Origin of the sequence: Mesohalobacter halotolerans (assembly GCF_006120725.1) — a bacterium.
GTDB classification, from domain to species: Bacteria; Bacteroidota; Bacteroidia; order Flavobacteriales; family Flavobacteriaceae; genus Psychroflexus; species Psychroflexus halotolerans.
On sequence record NZ_SWMU01000002.1, the window covers coordinates 492,574 to 514,804 of the forward strand.

General features: G+C 35.0%; 18 protein-coding genes. 8 read left to right on the plus strand and 10 right to left on the minus strand.

The window, feature by feature from the left end:
- Positions 1-72 precede the first annotated feature (72 nt).
- Together FCN74_RS06835 and mscL are read left to right on the plus strand one after the other, a co-directional pair.
- Complete coding sequence (locus FCN74_RS06835; RefSeq protein WP_138931841.1) at positions 73-1,599, plus strand: SulP family inorganic anion transporter; 1,527 nt, start codon at positions 73-75, stop codon at positions 1,597-1,599.
- A 136-nt stretch (positions 1,600-1,735) separates the two neighbouring features.
- Positions 1,736-2,194: a large conductance mechanosensitive channel protein MscL gene (gene mscL / locus FCN74_RS06840; protein ID WP_138931842.1), complete on the plus strand. Its 459-nt coding sequence runs from the start codon at positions 1,736-1,738 to the stop codon at positions 2,192-2,194.
- Between the two features lie 64 nt (positions 2,195-2,258).
- Here mscL and FCN74_RS06845 read toward each other — a convergent pair whose 3' ends face one another.
- The 4 genes from FCN74_RS06845 to prfB form a co-directional block, all read right to left on the minus strand.
- Entirely contained in the window at positions 2,259-2,963 is a 705-nt protein-coding gene (locus FCN74_RS06845) for a DUF4197 domain-containing protein (RefSeq protein ID WP_138931843.1), read from the minus strand.
- Positions 2,960-3,445 carry a DUF192 domain-containing protein gene (locus tag FCN74_RS06850; RefSeq protein WP_138931844.1) on the minus strand — a complete coding sequence of 162 codons (486 nt, stop codon included), beginning with the start codon at positions 3,443-3,445 and terminating at the stop codon, positions 2,960-2,962. Before FCN74_RS06850 ends, FCN74_RS06845 begins: the two co-directional genes overlap by 4 nt.
- Positions 3,432-4,265, minus strand: coding sequence for a prolipoprotein diacylglyceryl transferase (gene lgt, locus FCN74_RS06855; protein ID WP_138931845.1), 834 nt, complete (start codon positions 4,263-4,265; stop codon positions 3,432-3,434). The genes FCN74_RS06850 and lgt overlap by 14 nt, the downstream gene beginning before the upstream one ends.
- A 238-nt stretch (positions 4,266-4,503) precedes the next feature.
- Positions 4,504-5,611, minus strand: a protein-coding gene (prfB, locus tag FCN74_RS06860) for a peptide chain release factor 2 (RefSeq protein ID WP_138931944.1) whose coding sequence is annotated in 2 segments (ribosomal slippage) — positions 4,504-5,547 and positions 5,549-5,611 — 1,107 coding nt in all. Because the reading frame shifts where the segments join, the coding sequence is not laid out codon by codon here.
- Between the two features lie 200 nt (positions 5,612-5,811).
- Here prfB and FCN74_RS06865 point away from each other — a divergent pair.
- From FCN74_RS06865 to dinB, 3 genes are all read left to right on the plus strand, one after another.
- Positions 5,812-7,836, plus strand: a complete 2,025-nt coding sequence (locus FCN74_RS06865) for a dipeptidyl-peptidase 3 family protein (protein WP_138931846.1) — start codon at positions 5,812-5,814, stop codon at positions 7,834-7,836.
- Between the two features lie 403 nt (positions 7,837-8,239).
- Complete coding sequence (ettA, locus tag FCN74_RS06870) at positions 8,240-9,931, plus strand: energy-dependent translational throttle protein EttA (RefSeq protein WP_138931847.1); 1,692 nt, start codon at positions 8,240-8,242, stop codon at positions 9,929-9,931.
- A 71-nt stretch (positions 9,932-10,002) separates the two neighbouring features.
- Positions 10,003-11,100, plus strand: a complete 1,098-nt coding sequence (gene dinB, locus FCN74_RS06875) for a DNA polymerase IV (RefSeq protein ID WP_138931848.1) — start codon at positions 10,003-10,005, stop codon at positions 11,098-11,100.
- A 128-nt stretch (positions 11,101-11,228) separates the two neighbouring features.
- Here dinB and rpsA read toward each other — a convergent pair whose 3' ends face one another.
- The 4 genes from rpsA to FCN74_RS06895 all read right to left on the minus strand — a co-directional run bounded on the left by rpsA (position 11,229) and on the right by FCN74_RS06895 (position 15,189).
- Positions 11,229-13,097, minus strand: a complete 1,869-nt coding sequence (gene rpsA, locus FCN74_RS06880) for a 30S ribosomal protein S1 (protein ID WP_138931849.1) — start codon at positions 13,095-13,097, stop codon at positions 11,229-11,231.
- Positions 13,098-13,264: 167 nt separating this feature from the next.
- Positions 13,265-13,558 (minus strand): hypothetical protein, encoded by a 294-nt coding sequence (locus tag FCN74_RS06885; RefSeq protein ID WP_138931850.1) that lies wholly within the window; start codon positions 13,556-13,558, stop codon positions 13,265-13,267.
- 47 nt (positions 13,559-13,605) lie between these two features.
- Positions 13,606-13,986, minus strand: coding sequence for a DUF4258 domain-containing protein (locus FCN74_RS06890; protein ID WP_138931851.1), 381 nt, complete (start codon positions 13,984-13,986; stop codon positions 13,606-13,608).
- A 3-nt stretch (positions 13,987-13,989) separates the two neighbouring features.
- Complete coding sequence (locus FCN74_RS06895) at positions 13,990-15,189, minus strand: alanine dehydrogenase (protein WP_138931852.1); 1,200 nt, start codon at positions 15,187-15,189, stop codon at positions 13,990-13,992.
- 466 nt (positions 15,190-15,655) lie between these two features.
- Here FCN74_RS06895 and FCN74_RS12340 point away from each other — a divergent pair, with 466 nt between their 5' ends.
- Both FCN74_RS12340 and FCN74_RS12345 read left to right on the plus strand, forming a co-directional pair.
- Positions 15,656-16,498, plus strand: coding sequence for a sugar transferase (locus tag FCN74_RS12340; protein ID WP_317128771.1), 843 nt, complete (start codon positions 15,656-15,658; stop codon positions 16,496-16,498).
- Positions 16,499-16,505: 7 nt separating this feature from the next.
- Entirely contained in the window at positions 16,506-16,598 is a 93-nt protein-coding gene (locus FCN74_RS12345) for a hypothetical protein (protein WP_317128774.1), read from the plus strand.
- Positions 16,599-16,829: 231 nt separating this feature from the next.
- Here the strand turns inward: FCN74_RS12345 and era are convergent, their stop codons facing one another.
- Complete coding sequence (era, locus tag FCN74_RS06905) at positions 16,830-17,714, minus strand: GTPase Era (protein WP_138931853.1); 885 nt, start codon at positions 17,712-17,714, stop codon at positions 16,830-16,832.
- A 2-nt stretch (positions 17,715-17,716) separates the two neighbouring features.
- Entirely contained in the window at positions 17,717-19,495 is a 1,779-nt protein-coding gene (locus FCN74_RS06910; RefSeq protein ID WP_138931854.1) for an AMP-dependent synthetase/ligase, read from the minus strand.
- Between the two features lie 160 nt (positions 19,496-19,655).
- Here FCN74_RS06910 and FCN74_RS06915 point away from each other — a divergent pair, with 160 nt between their 5' ends.
- The gene (locus FCN74_RS06915; RefSeq protein WP_138931855.1) at positions 19,656-22,097 is read left to right on the plus strand and encodes a DUF5916 domain-containing protein; all 2,442 of its coding nucleotides are present in this window, start codon (positions 19,656-19,658) and stop codon (positions 22,095-22,097) included.
- Positions 22,098-22,231 lie beyond the last annotated feature (134 nt).

Here is a 22,231-nt window from a genome sequence, read left to right on the forward strand (position 1 = left end):
TTTAAATAAAACAACAAAGCCTTTTCTCTTCAGTAATAAAGCTTAATTTTGCGCGCTTATTTTTATCAATTTATGAAATCATATTTACACCTCTTTGATTTTCAACAAAAAGTAAATTATAAAACCGAAGTCTTATCGGGTTTAACCGTCGCTTTAGCTTTAGTCCCTGAGGCGGTGGCTTTTGCATTAATTGCTGGCTTATCGCCGCTTACTGGTCTTTATGCCGCTTTTGTCATGGGCTTAGTCACTTCTATTTTTGGTGGTCGTCCAGGCATGATTTCTGGGGCAACTGGAGCTGTTGCTGTTGTCATTGTAGCTCTAGCCAAAACGCATGGTGTGGAATATGTTTTTGCTACCGTGATTTTAGCCGGAATCATTCAATTCTTAGCTGGACTCCTCAAACTTGGTAAACTCATGCGACTGGTGCCACATCCGGTAATATTTGGATTTGTGAATGGCTTGGCAATTATCATTTTTATGTCACAGCTCGACCAATTTAAAGATGCGAGTGGTCAATGGCTTACAGGACAGTCACTTTATATTATTTTAGGTTTAGTGCTATTAACTATGCTGATTATTTGGGGTTTACCCAAACTTACAAAAGTGGTTCCTGCCTCCTTAATGGCTATACTTGCAGTGTTTGGCATTGTGGTCTTTTTTGGCATTGATACCAAAACCGTTGGCGATATTGCATCAATCAAAGGTGGTTTTCCACCGTTTAACATTCCCGATATTGCTTACTCCTGGGAAACATTTATGTTGATTTTACCTTATGCCGCTATTGTTGCTGGTGTGGGTTTGATAGAAAGTTTATTGACGCTAAATATTGTGGATGAAATCACAGAAACACGAGGAAAAAGTAATAGAGAATCTATGGCTCAAGGTGCAGCAAACATGTTGTCAGGTTTATTTTCCGGTATGGGTGGTTGCGCCATGTTAGGACAGAGTTTAATTAACGTGTCTAACGGTGCCAGAGCAAGATTGTCTGGGATTGTAGCTTCAATTTTTTTGTTGGCTTTTGTGCTGTTTGGGTCGAGTTTAATCGAACAATTACCTATGGCAGCCTTAACAGGTCTGATGATTATGGTAGCTGTTGGAACTTTTGAATGGGCTAGTTTGAGAACCTTCAATAAATTTCCAAAATCTGATATCGTAGTGATGGTGTTAGTGACTTTAGTGACTGTTTTTCTACACAATTTAGCACTTGCAGTTGTGGTAGGCGTTATTATTGCAGCTTTGGTTTTTGCTTGGGAAAACTCAAAACGAATTAGAGCTCGAAAGTATATTGACGAATCTGGTGTAAAACATTATGAAATATTTGGTCCATTATTTTTTGCATCGACAGCTGTATTTAATTCCAAATTTGATGTCGCAAACGATCCTGAGGAAGTTATGATAGATTTTTCTGAAAGTCGTGTCGCAGACATGTCGGCTATTGAAGCTTTAAATAAGTTAACCGAAAGATATCACAAACATGGCAAAAAGGTCTATATCAGAAATTTAGCCAGTAAAAGTCATCGAAAACTCATCAAAGCCGATAAAATCATCAATGTTAATATTGTTGGTGATCCGAGAGAAGATAGGCTTGTTGAGAATTGATAAGTGATTTTTTTATTTAGTATTTTGATTTCATTAATTTAAAACTATACCCTATTTTAAATTTTTGAAATATTTTCAATCCTTTATGCCAAACTAAAGGTAATGATTTAGACTAACTAAACTAAATTCAATACATATGAAACTCATCAAAGAATTCAAAGAATTTGCCGTAAAAGGAAATATGATGGATATGGCTATCGGTATAATTATTGGCGTTGCTTTTAATGCGGTAGTCGATGTTTTGGTTAAACAGATTTTAATGCCACCACTATCACTGCTTACCGAAGGTGTGAAATTAAGCGATAAAAAAATAGTTCTAAGAGAAGCATTCATTAATAGTAATGGAGAAATTATATCAGCTGAAGTCGCTATTGCTTATGGGGCTTTATTTGAAGCTTTGTTAGACTTTTTTGTCATAGGCGTAGTGGTATTTATCATCGTAAAGTTTATGAACCGCTTACGAAAAAAAGCACAGGATATAAATGACGTCAGCGTGGTCACACCTAAAGATATTGAATTGCTTTCTGATCTAAAAAATTTAATGCAAGAACAAAACGACTTGCTGAAAAATAGAAAATCTGATTTGAGAAGTTAGATTGTAGGTGTGAGATTTAAGACTATAGATTGTAGACGAATGACTAACGACTCATAACCCAACCCTAATCCTGTAATCTAAAAACCCTTTTCAATAAGTCAGAGGTTCTGGCATTGATATCGTTACGTATTTTGGTTTCTTCAACGGCTATCATTGTAAATACGCCTTCAAGGGCTTGTTGAGTGACATATTCAGATAAATTAGGCTCAACATCTTCTGTTAAAGGTAAAGTATTGTATTTGTTAATGGCTGTCGTCCATATTTGATTGGCTCCAACCTTTCCGAGCGACTGTTCTACTTGGGGATAAAATTTTTGATAAAGCTCATCTGTTGTCTTTTGCTGAAGATATTGGGTAGCGGCTTGACTATCACCCATTAAAATCTGTTTAGCGTCTTGAAACGTCATGTCTTTTACAGCATTGACAAATATGGGTGTAGCTTCTTTTACTGCGTCAGAAGCTGCATCGTTCATCAACTTTAATCCTTCATCAGCTAAGTCTCCTAAACCTATCTTACGCAAGGTATTATCTACCTTTTGTAATTCTTCAGGCAACAATATTTTAACCATTTCATTGTTATAAAACCCATCTTGAGATGACAATTTTGTGACCTGATGCTCAACACCATTTAATAAAGCTTCTTTCAAAGCCGAACCAATTTGCGATTCGGTAATTTCTGCGTTTTCTTCGAGAACAGTTTCAGCAACACTTTGTAATTCAGCACAGGAAAGCGCTGAAAAAACAGAAATTAATACAACTAATTTTTTCATTGTTTTAAAATTTTAAACTCTACACTTAAACTGTCAGACAGTTTATATTGATTAACAAACCCCGCATTGACTTCCAAAACATATTGAGCCGGTTGTTCCGCTCGAATGGGATTTTCATTGTAGGGTTGAGCATTTTTATTGATTTCAACGATTTGCTTTTCAGCATTAATATAAATCAAATCTAAAGGAATTTGAGTATTCTTCATATAAAACGTCGGACGTGGTCGTTCATCTTGATACATAAACAACATGCCTTGATCCATTTCCATAGACGATCGGTGCATCAAACCTGTTTGCTGTTCGTAATCGCTTTTTGCAAGTTCAATAGCTATAGTTTTTATAGTATCATTTTTATCAATAAAATACAATTCACCTTCCTTTTCAAACGTAATTTCTATAGGTTTTACGGTTTTGTCTTTGTTGTTTTTGCAAGCAAAAAATAGACATAAAAAAACCAGAACGCTAAATTTAAAAATCTTCATTGGATTTTGCTTTTAGTTGACTGACGTAAATGATCACAATACCAATAACAATCATTGGTAAACTCAACAATTGCCCTGTATTAATCACCCAGTCAGCACGCTCTGCAACTTGAGGTTCTTTAGAATATTCAACCACAAAACGAATCGACCACAATAAGGTGAAAAAAATACCGAAAAGCATGCCTAATTTTTTAGAAATATTGGTTTTCCAATACAAGTAATAAAGAAAGACAAACAATAGCAAATAACAACCAGATTCATATAGTTGAGAGGGATGCCGAGCAAAATCTTCACCTAATTTTTTAAAAATCACCCCGTAGTCTGAATTGGTAGGTTTTCCAATAATTTCTGAGTTTAAAAAGTTACCAATTCTAACAAAAACACCGCCAAAGGAAACTGGAATCACAATACGATCTAGCACCCAAAATATATTTTTTTGTAGTACTTTTTTTGAATAAAAATACATGGCAGTCGCAATTCCAATAGCAGCGCCATGACTGGCTAAACCTGCAAATCCCGTAAACTTGAAAGTTGGTACAAATTGAAATGGCAGAAAAACAGATAAAAAATCCTGAGTAAACAACTCCGGTTGATAAAAAATCACATGGCCTAATCTTGCGCCTAACAAAGTTCCTATGACAGTATAAATTAAAACTTTATCTAGTTTATCCATAGACAAACCTTCGTTTTTGTAGATGGCTTTCATCAAATACCAGCCCGATACAAAGGCAATGAGAAACATCAAGCTGTAAAATCTAAGTGTAAAAACACCTAAATCTATGCCCAATGGTGGATCCCAGGTTATTGAAAATATATTCATAATTGTAATTTTGGGGTTAAAGATATTTATAAGTTAAGTGTTGGTGGAATATTGTTGGTTATTTTTTTAAAGTTTTCGAATGAAGACTTTGTTCCTTTGATGTCTTTTGAGGTTTTGACTTCTGGTTTTTTGTTCGAGATTTCATATTTTTATTTATGAAATCTTACATTTTTAGACTGGTAAGCTCATAAACTTTAAACTCTTTTTTTCATAAAACTGTAAACCCATTAACTATAAATCAAAGCTCATCTGACTTTTCAGGTTGTCCCATCATCATTAAGTAAGCTTTTAGAAAGTCGTCAATTTCTCCGTCCATCACGCGATCAACGTTTCCAGTTTCATGATTTGTTCTTACGTCTTTTACTAGTTTATAGGGATGCATGACATAGTTTCTAATTTGCGAACCCCATTCTATGGCTTTTTTATCTGACTCAATTTCAGCACGCTCAGCTTGTTGCTTTTGCAATTCGATTTCATACAATTGAGATTTCAACATTTGCATGGCTTTTTCACGATTTTCAAGTTGGGACCTTGTTTCTGAATTAATCACCACAATTCCGGTGGGGTGATGTGTCAAAATTGCCTTGGTCTCTACCTTATTAACATTTTGACCACCTGCACCACTAGAGCGTGCAAAATCCCATTTAATATCAGCAGGATTAATGTCAATATTAATACTCTTATCGACAAGCGGATACACGTATACTGAAGCAAAAGAGGTATGCCGCTTAGCATTACTATCAAATGGTGAAATACGGACTAAACGGTGAACCCCATTTTCACCTTTAAGCCAACCAAATGCGTAGTCGCCTTGGATTTCTATACTTACGGTTTTAATGCCTGCAACATCGCCTTCTTGATAGTTGAGCTCTTTCATTTTAAAGCCTTTTCGCTCTGACCATCGCATATACATACGCATAAGCATTTCTGCCCAGTCACAACTTTCCGTACCACCTGCACCAGCTGTGATTTGTAAAACCGCTGTAAGTTTATCACTCTGACCGGAAAGCATGTTTTTAAACTCTAAATCTTCAAGACTGTCTATGGCTTTTTCATACTGCTTCTCTACTTCACTTTCAGTCGTTTCGCCATCTTCGAGAAACTCTTGCAAAACTTCAAGCTCTTCGAGCTGTAGCTTAACTTTATTAAAATCTTCAACCCATAACTTAAGATCATTGATCTCCTGCATCAACTCTTGTGCTTTCTGAGAATCATCCCAAAAGCCTGGCACTAAAGTTTTTTCTTCTTTATTGGATATTTCAACTTTTTTAGCGTCTAAGTCAAAGATATTGTTTTAGGGCAGTGACTCTTTGCTTTAAACTATTGATTTTATCAGTATTAATCATTTTTCTAAAGTTTTGAACAAATCTAAATATATTCATATTCTTAAACAACAGATAGGATCAGTTTTAGTCTGTAGAAATTTATATGCCATTGATTGGTGTTAATTTGAACTTATATAAATACTCAAAAGTCAGCTTATTTAAAATTATACATTTACCAAAATCAAAAACCTTATCTTTGAAACAAACAAAATCTATACATCATGATTAAAAAATATTGGATTCTTTTGTTAAGCTTTTCACTTCTTTTAAGTTGTAAAAAAGAGCCTAAACAAGCAGAAGCAACAACAAGTCCACAAACAGAAGAAGCTTCATCAAGAGTCGATGACTTTGCAGACATTCAAGTCCTTAAATATGAAATTCCGGGCTGGGATCAACTCAGCTTAAACGATAAAAAACTTGTGTATTATTTAACTCAAGCTGGTTTAAGCGGCAGAGACATCATCTGGGATCAAAACTACAAACACAACCTTGACATTAGACAAGCGCTTGAAAAAATCTACACCACATACGAAGGTGATAAAACTTCAGAAAACTGGAGTGCATTTGAAACTTACCTCAAACGTGTCTGGTTTGCCAATGGCATTCATCACCACTACTCTATGGATAAAATGATGCCCGAGTTTTCTCAAGATTATTTTAATACACTTTTAAATGAAACCAATACTAAATTAGATTCAGAGATTGTAGCTGTTTTATTCAACGATGAAGATGCTAAAAAAGTTAATCTTGACAAATCTAAAGGACTGCTGAAAGGCTCTGCAACTAACTTTTATGGCGACGATGTGACTGCCGAGGAAGTCGAAAATTTTTATAAAAACATGCAACAACCCAATCCTGACAAGCCTTTAGCTTTTGGTTTAAATTCTAAACTGGTTAAAGAAAACGGCCAGTTAGTAGAAAAAACCTGGAAACTGAATGGCATGTACCACAATGCCATCAAAGAAATTATCAAATGGTTAGAAAAAGCCAAGGGTGTAGCCGAAAATGAAAAACAAGCAAAAGGGCTTGAACTTTTAATAGACTATTACAAAACCGGTGATTTGAAAACTTGGGACGAATACAATGTTGCTTGGGTAGAAGCTACTGAAGGTGAGATTGACTACATCAACTCCTTCATTGAAGTCTATAATGACCCTTTGGGTTATCGTGGGTCTTATGAAACTATTGTCGAAATTAAGGATTTTGACATGTCTGCAAAAATGAGTGTTCTGGAGAACAATGTGCAATGGTTTGAAGATAATTCTACCATTATGGATGAGCATAAAAAAGACAAGGTTGTTGGCGTGAGCTACAAAACCGTTAATGTTGCCGGTGAAGCCGGTGATGCGTCGCCAGCCACACCAATAGGTGTTAACTTACCCAATTCCAGTTGGATTAGAAAAGAACATGGTAGCAAGTCAGTATCGCTTGGTAATATTATCCGTGCATACGAAAATGCCGGGTCTTCAGGAAGACTAGAAGAGTTTGCACACGATTCTACTGAAATTGCTTTACATAAACAATACAGCGCAGTGGCAGACAAACTCCACACTGCACTTCACGAAGTGGTTGGACACGCTTCAGGACAACTTAACCCTGGTGTAGGCACTACAAAAGAAACTTTAAAAAGTTACGCGTCAACCCTTGAAGAAGGTCGTGCAGACTTAGTTGGACTTTATTTTTTAATGGATAAAAAATTAGAAGAAATAGGCTTAACTGACAATGCTGAAAAATTGGGCATGGCGGCTTATGATGACTACATCAGAAACGGGCTCATGACACAATTTGTAAGAATCGATTTAGGTAAAGATGTCGAAGAAGCCCACATGAGAAACCGTTTTTGGGTAAGTGCATGGGTTTACGAAAAAGGTGAAGCTGACAATGTCATTGAAAAACTGACAAAAAATGGTAAGACTTATTACAACATTATAGATTACCAAAAACTAAGAACGCTTTTTGGACAGCTCTTGAGAGAAACACAACGCATTAAGTCTGAGGGCGACTATGAAGCCGCTAAAAATTTAGTAGAAAATTACGGGGTGAAAATCGATCAAGATATACACAAAGAAGTATTAGATAGAAATAGTCAATTTAAATCTAAACCTTACAGCGGTTTCGTCAATCCGGTTTTAGTCCCTGAGACTGATGATGTTGGTAACATTACTGAAGTAAAAGTGACCCAGCCAGAAAGCTTTACAGCACAAATGCTGGACTATGCTAAAAACTATGGTTTTTTAGTCAAGTAATTAGATTATATAAATGAACAAATCAAAAGGGTTTTAATTGAGTAAAGCCCTTTTTTTGTTTTTGACTCATATGAAAAAACCATTAAGGTATGAAGCAAAATGTGGCGTGAATTCTTAACTCTCTTAATGTCTTATTATTTAAAAATTCACCTTGCGTTTCAGCACCCATGGTTTTGCGAGTATGCCGGTCTGCGCTTATTTTGGAACCCTTTTAAGCTTTACTAAGCTCAGAGTAAAAACCATTAAGAATTTAAGGATTATTAAGTGGATGAATTCTTATTTCTCTTAATTGCTTGATGTTTAAAAAATCACTTTACAGTTTAGTTAATCATCTAAAAATCCTGAAAAAACCTTACATTTGTGGGGCTAAATTAATAAGAATTCTACTTTAAAAACACATCAAATGTCAGACGATAAAAAAGTGATTTTCTCCATGTCTGGAGTCAGTAAAACCTTTCAGGGTGCACAAACCCCTGTACTAAAAAATATTTATCTCAGTTTCTTTTATGGTGCTAAAATTGGTATTCTTGGCCTAAACGGTTCAGGAAAATCTACATTACTTAAAATAATAGCGGGCCAAGACAAAAACTTTTCTGGTGACGTGGTGTTTTCACAAGACTACTCTGTTGGTCTTCTCGAACAAGAACCCGAACTTGACGAAGACAAGACCGTAATGGAAGTCGTTAAAGAAGGGGTTTCTGAAATCACTGAAATCCTTGATGAATATAACAAAATCAACGATATGTTTGGCTTAGAAGAAGTCTATTCTGACCCTGATAAAATGGAAAAGTTGATGGGTCAACAAGCCAAACTACAAGATAAAATTGATGCAACAAATGCTTGGGAACTCGATCACAAACTCGAAGTCGCTATGGATGCTTTACGCACACCTGATGCTGATAAAAAAATCAGCGTCTTATCTGGTGGTGAAAGACGTCGTGTTGCGCTTTGCCGATTATTGTTAAAAGAGCCTGATGTATTGCTTCTCGATGAACCCACCAACCACTTAGATGCCGAATCGGTACATTGGCTAGAGCAACATTTGCAACAATATAAAGGCACTGTCATTGCGGTGACTCACGACAGGTATTTCTTAGACAATGTCGCGGGTTGGATTTTAGAGCTTGACCGTGGCGAAGGCATTCCGTTTAAAGGCAATTATTCATCATGGTTAGAGCAAAAATCTAAACGTTTGGCCGACGAACAAAAGCAAGCCAGTAAACGTCAAAAAACGCTTGAACGCGAGTTAGAATGGGCAAAAATGTCACCTAAAGGCAGACAAACTAAACAAAAAGCCCGTTTAAAAAATTACGACAAACTCGCCAGTCAGGATCAAAAGAAGTTGGATGAAAAACTGGAAATCTACATTCCCAATGGTCCGCGATTAGGAACTAACGTGATTGAAGCTAAAGGTGTCAAAAAAGCTTATGGAGACAAATTACTATATGACGATTTAAATTTTAAATTACCACAAGCAGGAATAGTTGGGATTGTAGGGCCAAATGGTGCTGGTAAAACCACCATTTTCAAAATGATTATGGGCGAAGTTAAACCTGATGCAGGTACGTTTAACGTCGGTGAAACCGCAAAAATTGCCTATGTAGATCAAGCCCATTCCAATATTAATCCCGATAAAAGTATTTACGAAAACTTTGCTGATGGACAGGATTTAATCATGATGGGCAATCAAAAAGTGAACGCTCGAGCTTACTTAAGTCGATTTAATTTTGGAGGTAGCGAACAAAACAAAACTGTTAGCAAGCTTTCCGGAGGAGAACGCAATAGATTGCATTTGGCCATGGCTTTAAAAGAAGAAGGTAACGTGCTTTTGCTCGACGAGCCTACAAACGATTTGGATGTAAACACCTTACGTGCCCTTGAAGAAGGCTTGGAAAATTTTGCCGGCTGTGCGGTGATCATTTCTCACGACCGTTGGTTTTTAGACCGGATCTGTACGCATATTTTAGCCTTTGAAGGCAATTCTGAAGTTTATTTCTTTGAAGGGAGCTACAGTGAATACGAAGACAATAAAACAAAACGTTTGGGCGACACCATGCCAAAACGCATTAAATACAAGAAGCTGAAGAGAGATTAAATTATTTCAAAAACTTTGCGTCTCTGCGACTTTGCGTGAGATAATCGTTGCATAAATACTATTTTTGTTAGATGCCACTCAAACTCACCCATCGCAAAATTATCCACGTCGATATGGATGCGTTCTATGCTTCAGTAGAGCAAATGGACAATCCTGATTTACAAGATAAAGCGATTGCTGTGGGTGGAAATTCAAAGCGAGGCGTTGTTGCTGCTGCGAGTTATGAAGCCCGAAAATTTGGGGTAAAAAGCGCGATGAGTGGGTTTAAAGCAACTAAGCTTTGTCCTGACCTCATATTTGTCAAACCAAGGTTTGACCGCTATAAGAAACTTTCTCAACGCATCAGACGCATTTTTTTTGAATATACCGATTTGGTTGAACCTCTATCTTTAGATGAGGCTTATCTTGATGTCACACATAACAAAAAAGGACAACCCAGTGCGAGCAAAATTGCTGAAGAAATTCGTCGTAAAATAAAATCTCAAGTGGGACTCAATGCCTCTGCAGGTATTTCTATCAATAAGTTTTTAGCTAAAGTGGCCAGCGATATCAATAAACCTAATGGTCAAAAGACAATCCTACCAGAAGAAGTAGAGGAATTTATAGAACAGCTCGATGTAAGGTTCTTTTACGGTGTTGGTAAAGTTACTCAGGAAAAAATGTATCGGCTTGGTATATTTACGGGTAAAGATTTAAAAGAAAAGTCATTGGGGTTTCTAAAGGAACATTTTGGCAAAAGTGGTAAATACTATTATTTAGTGTCCAGAGGTATTCATAACAGTCCGGTAAAAGCTGAACGTACTCGAAAATCCTTAGGTGCAGAGCGTACCTTTAGCGATAATATTAGCTCTGAAGTTTTTTTATCTGAGCGTTTGAAACAAATTGCTCATGAAGTAGCAAAACGAATGAAAAAACAAGATGTTGCTGGTAAAACCATTACATTAAAAATTAAATATTCAAACTTTGAAGTCCAAACAAGGAGTAAAACTTTAAAATTGTATATTTCATCTGAAGAATTAATTTTTGAAAAAACTAAAGATTTACTCTATCAAGAAAAATTGAAAGACTCTGTAAGATTAATTGGTATAAGCTTATCTAACCTTAATACTGAAAAGGACTCTTTACATGCATCAAAACCTATATCTGCTCAATTAAAGCTTAAATTTTAACATACAAAATTGAAAGCTTTAGATTAGATATGTCTTAAAGGTAAATTCTATGACCTTAATCATCATCTATAAAAAAACCGCCTCAATGATTGAGGCGGTTAAATTAAGATGATAAGATTGAGATCTAATTATTTGTCTTCATTCATCTTATCTTTTAAGGCTTGTAATTGAGCATTGGCATCACCAAGAGTTGTTTTGTTATCCTCATCTTTAGCTTTAGCTGCAGCTTCTTTTACAATTTTCTCTTCTTCTTTTTTATGAACTGAGGTATGAGAAGCGACTACACGTTTAAATTCCTTATTGAATTCTATAATGATAAATTCTGCTTCTTCACCTTTTTTCAACTTAGAACCAACTTCTTTTTCAAGGTGACGGTTTGGAACAAAAGCAGTGACATCATCATTAAAATCTATCGTTGCTCCTTTATCTACGATTTCTGTTAATTCTGCTTTGTGTTTAGTCCCTACTGCAAAATCTTTAGCATATTTATCCCATGGATTTGTTTTGGTCTGTTTATGACCTAAACTTAGTTTACGGTCTTCAACATCAAGTTCTAAAACAACAACTTCAAGTTCGTCTCCAACTTTACAGAATTCTGACGGGTGTTTTATTTTTTCTGTCCAAGACAGATCAGAGATATAAATCAATCCGTCGATTCCTTCCTCAAGTTCTACAAATACACCAAAGTTAGTAAAGTTTCTAACAGTTCCTTTGTGTTTAGAACCTACAGGATATTTAGAGGTAATATCTGTCCATGGATCTGGTGTCATTTGCTTGATTCCCAATGACATTTTACGCTCTTCTCTGTCTAGAGATAATATTTTGGCTTCAACTTCATCACCAACATTCACAAAATCCTGAGCAGAGCGTAGGTGTGTACTCCAAGACATTTCAGAGACGTGAATTAAACCTTCAACGCCTTCTTCGACTTCAACAAATGCACCATAATCAGCTAGTACAGTAACTTTACCCTTTACGGTATCACCAGCCTTGAGGTTTTCATCAAGAGCTTCCCAAGGATGCTTGCTTAATTGTTTTAAACCAAGTTGAATTCTTGTTTTATCTTCATCAAAATCTAAAATGACAACGTTGAGTTTTTCATCAAGATCTAAAACTTCATTTGGATGGTTAATTCTAGACCAAGATAAGTCAGTAATGTGGATTAATCCGTCTACACCACCGAGATCAACAAATACACCGTAAGAGGTGATATTTTTGACGACACCTTCTAAGACTTGACCTTTTTCTAATTGGCCAATGATTTCTTTCTTTTGTTCTTCAATATCAGCTTCGATAAGCGCTTTATGAGAAACAACGATGTTCTTAAATTCGTGGTTGATCTTAACCACTTTAAATTCCATTTCTTTACCGACGTAAGCATCGTAATCTCTAATTGGCTTAACATCGATTTGAGAACCAGGTAAGAACGCTTCAATGCCAAACACATCGACGATCATACCACCTTTGGTTCTGCATACAACATGACCTGAAACGATTGTACCGTCTTCATGGGCTTTGTTCACGCGTTCCCAAGCTCTTATAACTCGAGCTTTACGGTGAGATAAAATCAATTGTCCTTCAGCATCTTCTCTAACATCGATGAGCACATCTACAGTGTCACCGACTTTAAGATCGGGGTTGTATCGGAATTCGTTTAAAGAAATAACGCCTTCACTTTTTGCGTTGATGTCAATAATAGCGTCTTCTTCTGTGATATTAATGACCTTTCCTTGTACGACTTCGTTATCTAAAGTTTCAACAAAGTTTTCTTCAACAAGCTGTTCAAATTTTTCTAGCTTTTCGTCATCAACTTCTTCTATTCCTTCTTCGTAACGATGCCAATCAAAATTTTCTAAAAATTCTTTAGGTTGGTCTTGTTGTGGATTAGGTTTTACTTCTGTTGTCTGAGTGTCTTCAGAAGTTGAAGCCTGTTTGGCTTCGTTTTGAGTGTCTTCTGCAACTTTTTGTTGCGTTTCTTGTTTAGTATCTTCAGCCATTGCTGATTAAAATTTGTATCCTGTTTGTCGTGGATTTATGCATTCAAACAGAAGGATTTATACATTGATTAAAATTTCCATTTAGAATCCACTTGCTCTAAAGGATTGCAAAATTACAATTATTTTTTTGAAAACCAATATATAATAGGAAAGTATAAATTTAGGGGTTAATCATCGAGACTTTCCTCTTCTCTGTTTTGAATATCGACAATATTTTCATTAAAATCATCGTCTTCGTAATCGTCGATATCAAAGTCCGCCATACTGACTTCTAGTTTTTTGCTGATTTTGACTAGATAAATAGTGTCTTCAGTTCGGACTTCTACGGCTTCAATGCTTTCATTTTTTGCATTTTTAAATTTGATGATATGCTTATCATCATATCCGTCAGGATATTTTTCTACCAGCAACGAAAGTATTTCCGGCGTGAGTTTTTTATAGTCAACGATAATGCGTTTCATAACACAAACTTTTAAACAAACATAAACAAAGGAATCATTTTTTTAAATTATTTCTCATTAATTTTAAATGCATTTTGAATTGTCACTAAAGTATCACAATTTTTTACTTGAATTGCAAGCAGATCGTTTTGATGCTTTGCTTCAATTTGATAAAAACTACAGGGCTTTTTACGCTGTTGACTTTTTTTAAAATTAACATCACTACTCGTTAAGAATTCTTCTATGAGTGAAGTGTCTATAGTGTGTTCTCGAAAGAAAATTAAAGCCTTATCGTCAAAATTTCTTTGTTTTGTGCGTAATGTTTTCAAGACCCTATCATTTGGAAAATAATCAAAACTCACATCTTTCTTATCAAAAATAATTTTAACAAACACAAGGCCGATTGATAGACCTATAGCAAAGTATAGTAAACGTTTTTTGAGACTCATATTTTAAAAAATCAAAAGATTGGGGTCGCGATATGACAAATCAAACCAGTTGGCTACCGATTTACTGGTCAAAACACCGTGATAAAAATACAATCCATTTCTGAGACCTGTATCAAATCTTAAGGTATTTTCAAGACCGCCTTTTTCTCCAATATCTAAGAGGTAAGGTGTAAACATATTACTTATTGAAACAGATGATGTTCTTGCATAGCGCGATGGAATATTGGGAACCCCATAATGTATAACATCGTGTTTTATAACAACAGGATTTTCGTGTGAAGTAATTTCAGTTGTTTCTACACATCCTCCCATATCGATACTGATATCAATGATGACAGCCCCTTTTTTCATCTTTTTAACCATATTTTCGGTCACTAGCACAGGTGAGCGATTTATTCCTCTCACTGCACCAATTAAAACATCAGTTCGCTTTAGGGCTTTAATTAAATTTTTAGGTTGTAAAGTCGAGGTATAAATTTGCTGATTGAGTTGAGCTTGAATACATCTTAATTTAGTCAATGAACTATCAAAAACTTTGACATTTGCGCCTAAACCGAGGGATGCTCTTGCGGCGTATTCACCAACCGTTCCTGCACCTAAAATTACTACTTCTGTTGGTGGAACACCACTGGTATTACCAAACATAAGTCCATTTCCAAACTTTGCACTTGACAATATTTCGGAAGCTATAAGAATTGAAGAAGTTCCTGCGATTTCACTAAGCGCTCTCACAGCAGGTGAACCGCCGTGTTCGTCCTTGATAAATTCAAAGGCTAAGGCCGTGGCGCGCTTTTCTGCTAATTTTTGAAAATAAGATTTTTTTCGCATTTTCAGTTGAAGTGCAGAAATTAAAATAGATTGTGGATTGAGCATCTTAATTTCATCCAAACTCGGTGGTGAGACTTTTAAAACAATCGGGCACGAAAATATATCTTCTTTTTTTGAACAAATAGTGACGCCAGCCTCACTATAATCGCGATCTGAAAATCCTGCATACTCACCAGCATTACGTTCTACATAGACTTTATGACCATTGGCCGTAAGGGCTTGTACAGAATCCGGTGTCAAACATATGCGTTTTTCACCATCTGATGTTTCTTTGGGTAAACCAATGAGCATTTCACTTTTAGTCCTTGATATTTCAAGCATTTCTTCTTGAGGCAAGAGCTCCTGCTGAGAAAATGGGGTCTGAGTTGACTGCATCAGTAATATAATTTAATACCAAACTAAATTAGCAATAAATAGCCAATAAGTAAGTTGAATTCATTAGAAATAAACATATTGGTTATTTTTGAAAATAAAAAGTAATGTCAAATAATACCCCTTTTCATTTTGAAATGTCTGAACGCAAATTGTTGCTCAGGATATTTGGCGTCTTGATTATAGGTGTATATATTTTTTCTCTCAACTACATTTTTGACAAGACTTACATTTACTTTAGCGATTATTTTTGGTTATGGGTATGCGTTTACTTGAGTTATTTTTTAATATTTGGGACTGTTTTTGAACTTTATGTGTTAAAGAAGTCAGAATCGAGATTTACCGTTTTAAAGGTATTATTTTAAGTGTTTTTACAACGACATTACTTTATCTTTTAACGCCATACATTACTCCAGTGCTGCCTTCCAATCGGCTGCTTATTTTTCATCTAATAGCTGGATGTATTGTTTTGCTTACTTTATGGCGATTTTCATATATTTCTTTTATTACTTCTCCTAGATTTTATAAAAAAGTATTATTTGTAGGTCACAATTACGATATTAATCAGATTGTTGAAGAGCTTACAAAATTTGATCAAAACCTAAGAATCGAAGGTTATATAGACTCTTGTGCTGATCAAAAAACATCACCGGTGAGGCGTTATAAAATTTCACAAATAAAAACATTAGTCAACGAACTCAATATTGGTGAAATAATTGTGGCCAATTCATATAAAGGTGTGGATCAAGATCTTTACAAAAGCCTGACACCCTTGCTAAAAGAAGGTATTCCTAAACGTCCTTATTCAAAAATATACGAAGACATCACTAATTGGATTTTACTAAAAGATATTGAAAATGATTTTTATTGTTATTTCCCATTCAGCAGAAGTAACCAAAACAAATTATACCTAATGCTTTGTCGAGCTTTTGATGTAGCTTTAAGCTTGATTGGTCTGCTTATAATGTTACTTTTACTTCCCTTTATAGTGATTATTAATCTGTTTTTTAATCGAGGTCCTTTGTTTTATACACAAAATATAGTTGACCAAAAATCTAAAGTTTTCAAAATATTTAAATTGAGAACTATGGTAAAAGATGCTGAAAACGAAGGTGCTAAGTGGACTAAAAAAAATGATGCGTGCATTACCAAATTTGGAAAGATTTTAAGGAAAACCAGAATTGATGAATTACCTCAGTTTATCAATATATTTAAAGGTGACATGGGACTTATTGGTCCAAGACCTGAGCGTCCAGAATTTATAGAAAACTTAAAGATAAATACCGTTTTACGAAACCAGACATATTATTAAACCCGGTCTGACAGGTTGGGCTCAAGTTAATGCCAAATATGCAAGCTCTGAAGATGATGCGTTAGAAAAATTACAATACGATTTGTATTACATCAAATAAAGGAGTCTTTACTTAGACTTTAGGATTTTCGTCAAAGCGATTTCTACCGTAATATTTTTCAGAGGACAGTAGTTTAGTTTGAGAATTTGACGATTTGACAATTTGACGATTTGACAATTTGACGATTTGACAATTTGACGATTTGACAATTTGACGATTTGACAATTTGACGATTTGACAATTTGACGATTGGAGAATTTGACGATTCGAGAATTAGGCAATTTAGGTTGATTAAGCTTGATAGCCATAGCCTTTGAGCTTTCTATCATCAGAGCGCCAGTTTTTATCAATCTTGACATACAGGTCTAAAAATATTTTTTTACCAAAAAATTGTTCCAAATCTTTACGTGCTTCTCGACCGATTCGGTTAAGAGCTTTACCTTTATGCCCAATTATAATGCCTTTTTGAGTTTTGCGCTCTACCACAATGGTCGTATTAATATTGATAATATGGTCGAGCTCCTCAAAAGCTTCTGTTTGCACTTCTACACTGTAGGGAATTTCCTTTTTATAATGCATCAAAATCTTTTCTCTAACCAGTTCGTTTACAAAAAACCTTTCAGGCTTATCTGTCAAACTATCTTTAGGATAAAAGGCAGGTGAAATTGGTAACTTTTCAAGAATTTTTTTAAAAACCTCTTCGATACCAAAATTATTTAAAGCTGATATGGCGTAAATTTCAGCATGAGGTAGTTTTTTGGACCAAGAATCAACTGATTTTCTAACTTGATCTTCTGTGCTTTTATCAATCTTATTAAGCAGTAAAATTATGGGTTTATCGGTCTGCTTAATATGTTCAAAAATTTCTTCGTTTTTGGGGGACTTCTCTCCTATTTCAATCATGTAAATCAAAATATCGGCATCGTCTATGGCTGAAGTGACAAACTTCATCATGGCATTTTGCAATTCATAAGCAGGTTTAATTATTCCAGGTGTGTCACTAAAAATAACCTGAAAATCATCACCATTGACAATACCTAAAATACGGTGGCGAGTTGTTTGTGCTTTGGAGGTTATGATAGAGAGTTGTTCGCCTACAAAAGCGTTCATCAAGGTTGACTTCCCTACATTAGGATTGCCAATAATATTAACAAAGCCTGCTTTATGTCTAGTCATACTTAAGATTGAGGGCCATAAATTTTTTCAAATAAGTCTTTATAAAAGGCTTTGATTTCTCTGCGTTTAAGTTTCATTGTAGGTGTTAAATGACCTTTATCAATACTCCATTCTTCTGCAGTTAATTCAAAACGTTTTATTTTTTCCCATTTTCCAAAGCTTTGATTATAAAAATCAACTTCTTCTTGATATCTGTCAATCACTTGTTGATTATTGACCAAATCAGTTCTATCTTTAAAATCGACTTCTTTACGATGTGCCCACTCTTCTAAAAATTCAAAATTAGGCTGGATAAAAGCAGCAGGCATTCTCTGGCCTTCACCAACGACCATGATTTGCTCTATAAAACGGGATTGTTTCATTTTGTTTTCAATAATTTGAGGTGCGATGTATTTACCACCTGAAGTTTTGAACATTTCCTTTTTACGGTCTGTAATTTTCAAAAAGCCTTCTGCATCTATTTCTCCTATATCACCAGTATGGAAATAGCCATTTTTTAAAACTTCATCTGTTTTCTCCTGGTCTTTATAATATCCCATCATCACTTGTGGTCCTTTCACTAGAATTTCACCGTCATCAGCAATTTTTACTTCGGTATCTGAAATGGGCTTTCCCACGGTACCAATTTTAAAGCCTCTATCGCGCTCATCATTAACAGCCACTACTGGAGAGGTCTCTGTAAGACCATAACCTTCCATGACTTTAATATTGGCGGCGTTGAATACTCTTGCCAATCTTGGTTGAAGTGCAGCACTGCCAGATGCAATAACTTTTAGGTTTCCACCCAGTGCTTCTTGCCATTTACTAAAAATGAGTTTTCTGGCCAGTCCCAATTTTTTCTCATACCACCAACCATTGGCTTTATAAGGTTTGTATTTTAATCCAAGCTTGACTGCCCAAAAGAATAAGGCTTTTTTGATCTCTGTTAAATCTGCACCCTTGGCTATAATTTTATCATAAACTTTTTCTAGCAATCGCGGTACAGCAGACATCACGTCGGGCTTAACTTCTTTAAGATTATCGCTTATGGTCTCTAAAGATTCTGCAAAATATATACTCACACCACTGTATTGATACATGTATTGCAACATTCTTTCATATACATGACAAACAGGCAAAAAACTCAACGCCTTAGCTGTACCATAATCTAAGGGTAATCTTGTCGCGCTGTTTATGGCGTTACTGGTAATATTTTTATGGGATAGCATTACCCCTTTTGGGCGGCCTGTAGTTCCCGAAGTATAAATTAAAGTGGCTAAATCTTTTTCGCTTACAGCTTCCATTCGTTTTTGTACTTCATCTTGAAGTGACTCATCTTGACCTTGGTCTAAAACTGCTTTCCAGTTCTGCGCTGATTTTACTCCATCAAAAGTATAAACTGCTTTTAAAGACTTTACATCATCTTTAATTTTTAAAACTTTTTGTAATACTTCATCATCAGAAACAAAACAATATGTGGATTCGCTATGGTTTAACACATAAGCATAATCTTCTTCAGAAATTGTCGGGTAAATAGGCACGTTTTGAGCGCCTACTTGCATCACACCGATATCTACAATATTCCATTCTGTTCGATTGTTGGTGGAGATGACTGCAATCTTATCGTTAGGTTTTACATCCAGCTTTATCAAACCTCTACTTAATGCATTGGCTTGAGCTATATAATCTTTTGTAGAAAGTGACTTCCATTGCCCATTATATTTTGTGACTAAAGCATCTTTTAGTGGATAATTTTCTAGTTGGTAATAAGGAAAATCAAAAAGGCGTTTAACAGCTTTCATTTTTAAGAATGTTTAATTTGATAGGCAAAATAGAAATTTTATTAATGAAAAACTAATTTTTATTTAACATATACATGAATCTCTTTACTTTGCTTTTAAACTTTGTATACAATTGATTGTCTTTATTAGTAGACTTTTAGATTGTTGATGTGATAAATATATGAAGCGTAAAATATTTTTTTCATTTTTTGTTTTTAGTGTTATTCTAAATTTAAAATCGACTGCTCAAAACTCAAAACCCAAACAATATCAAATTCAAAAACTTAATAATGAAGCTAACATAGATGGAAATTTAACAGATAATGTATGGAAAAAGTTGCCTGTAGCAACTGGTTTCACTCAATTTGAACCTGGATTTAATATCCCTGCTACTGTAGATATAAAGACAGATGTCAAGTTATTTTACAACGACAAAGGCATTTACATCTCAGCTATACTTTATGATGAGCCTAGTCTAGTGATGAAACAAATCACACAGCGTGATGATTTTGGACAAACCGATTTCTTTAGAGTGGTTATCAATCCCAATAATGATGCACAAAATGATACTGAGTTTATTGTATTTAGCTCTGGCACACAGGCTGATGCTTTATCATCACCGAGCTTAGGAAGGGATTTTGGCTGGAATGCGGTCTGGGAAAGCGCTGTAAAACATACTGATAGAGGTTGGCAGTTGGAAATGATGATTCAATACAGAAGTTTGCGATTTCCAAAAAACAAAATTCAAACTTGGGGCATTCAATTCAGGCGATTTTTTAGACGTGAACGTTCTGAATATGCTTGGAATCCAATTGATCCTACCAAGGGTTACAGTGGGATTTATCACGGAGAGTTGATAGGTGTAAAAGATCTGGAGCCACCTCTTCGTCTCAATTTGTTTCCATTTACAACTGCGATTGGTAATCTTGAAGGCGATAAAACTACTACCGATTTTAAATTGGGTATGGATTTAAAGTATGGTATTACTGATAATATCACCTTAGACGCTACACTCATACCAGATTTTAGTCAAGCGAGATTTGATAACGTGGTTTTGAATCTCGGTCCCTTTGAACAAACTTTTGCCGAGCAACGCCAATTCTTTAAAGAAGGCATTGAATTGTTTAACAAAGGAGATTTATTTTTTTCTAGACGTGTCGGCAATGCACCCATAGGAAAAGTTGAGTTAAATGAAAATGAAGTTGAAACCAATAGACCAGATAAAGTCGACTTAATCAATGCTACTAAAATATCTGGACGACTTAAAAATGGTTTGGGTATAGGGGTGTTTAATGCCATTACTGAAAAAACAAATACTACAGTTCTAGATACCATTTCTGATACTTCTAGACAAGTATCGGTTGAACCTTTAACAAACTATAATATCGTTGTAGTAGATAAACAATTTAATCGCAATTCTTCTGTAACCCTTATCAATACAAACACTACGCGTCAAGGTAACTTTAGAGATGCCAATGTAACTGGCGCTTTATTTGATTTGCGCACTAAGGCAAACACCTACAGAGTTAGCGGCGAAGCTAAAATGAGTTATCTGAATTTAGATAATGATACTCAAACAGGCTTTAGAACAAACCTTAGAATTGGTAAAATATTTGGGAATTACAGATATAGTCTAGAACATGATTATGCTGATGACCAATACGATATCAATGACTTAGGCTTGATATTTAGAAATAATTTTAACAATTTGACCGGGCGGTTTTCTTACGAAATTTTTGAACCTACAGACAAGCTTCAAACCTATAATGTTTCATTTAGAGCAAACTATAGACGTCTAGCACAACCATCGACTTATACAGGCTTAAGGCTAGATGTTGATTTTTTTGCTACCAACCTCAATCTCGATAGCTTTGGCTTAAACCTTGATTATAATCCTGGTAAACAATTTGATTATTTTGAACCCAGAATTGATGGACAATTTTTTATTACAGAAAATTTTCTGGGTCTTGGAGGCTTTATTTCTACAAATTACAATAGAATATTTGCAATCGATATCCGTGCTAATGCAAACACTTTCATTGAAGAGAATAGAGATTCTTTTTCTTATAGATTTAACATCGAGCCTAGAGTGAGGTTTAATGACTATTTTTTTATGGTCTACGAATTTAATTTTAACAATAGACTTAATGACCGAGGTTTTGCAACGTTTTTTGAAAGTCAACCAGTTTTTGGTGAACGCGATAGAAAAATCATTGAAAATAGCTTGAGAGCAAACTATAATTTTAATTCTTATAATGGATTATCACTTCAGCTTAGACACTATTGGGATACAGTTTTATATGACGATTTGATGTATGAGCTAAACCCTAATGGGAGAATATCTATCAATGAAAACTTACCAAAAACCGCACTAGACAATAGCCCTGATGTGAATTTCAACACCTGGAATGTAGATTTGAATTACGTTTGGCAATTTGCACCTGGTAGCTTTCTCACAGTGCTATATAGACAACAACTCTTTCAAAATAATGATAGAGCAACACTGAACTACACCAACACATTAAGCGATCTATTTGAACAAAATTTTCAACATACTCTTTCGGTGAGGCTTCAGTATTTTATTGATGTAAATGATTTTAAAAACAGTGTTTTTAATCAATGACAATTATTAAATAACATTTAAGTTTATTAATATTAATCCTTTAATTTTAATATTTAAATGCTAATGACTTAAAGATAACACAAAATATTTTGTTTTATATATTATATACGAAATTTAGAGTTCTAGTCTGAAGA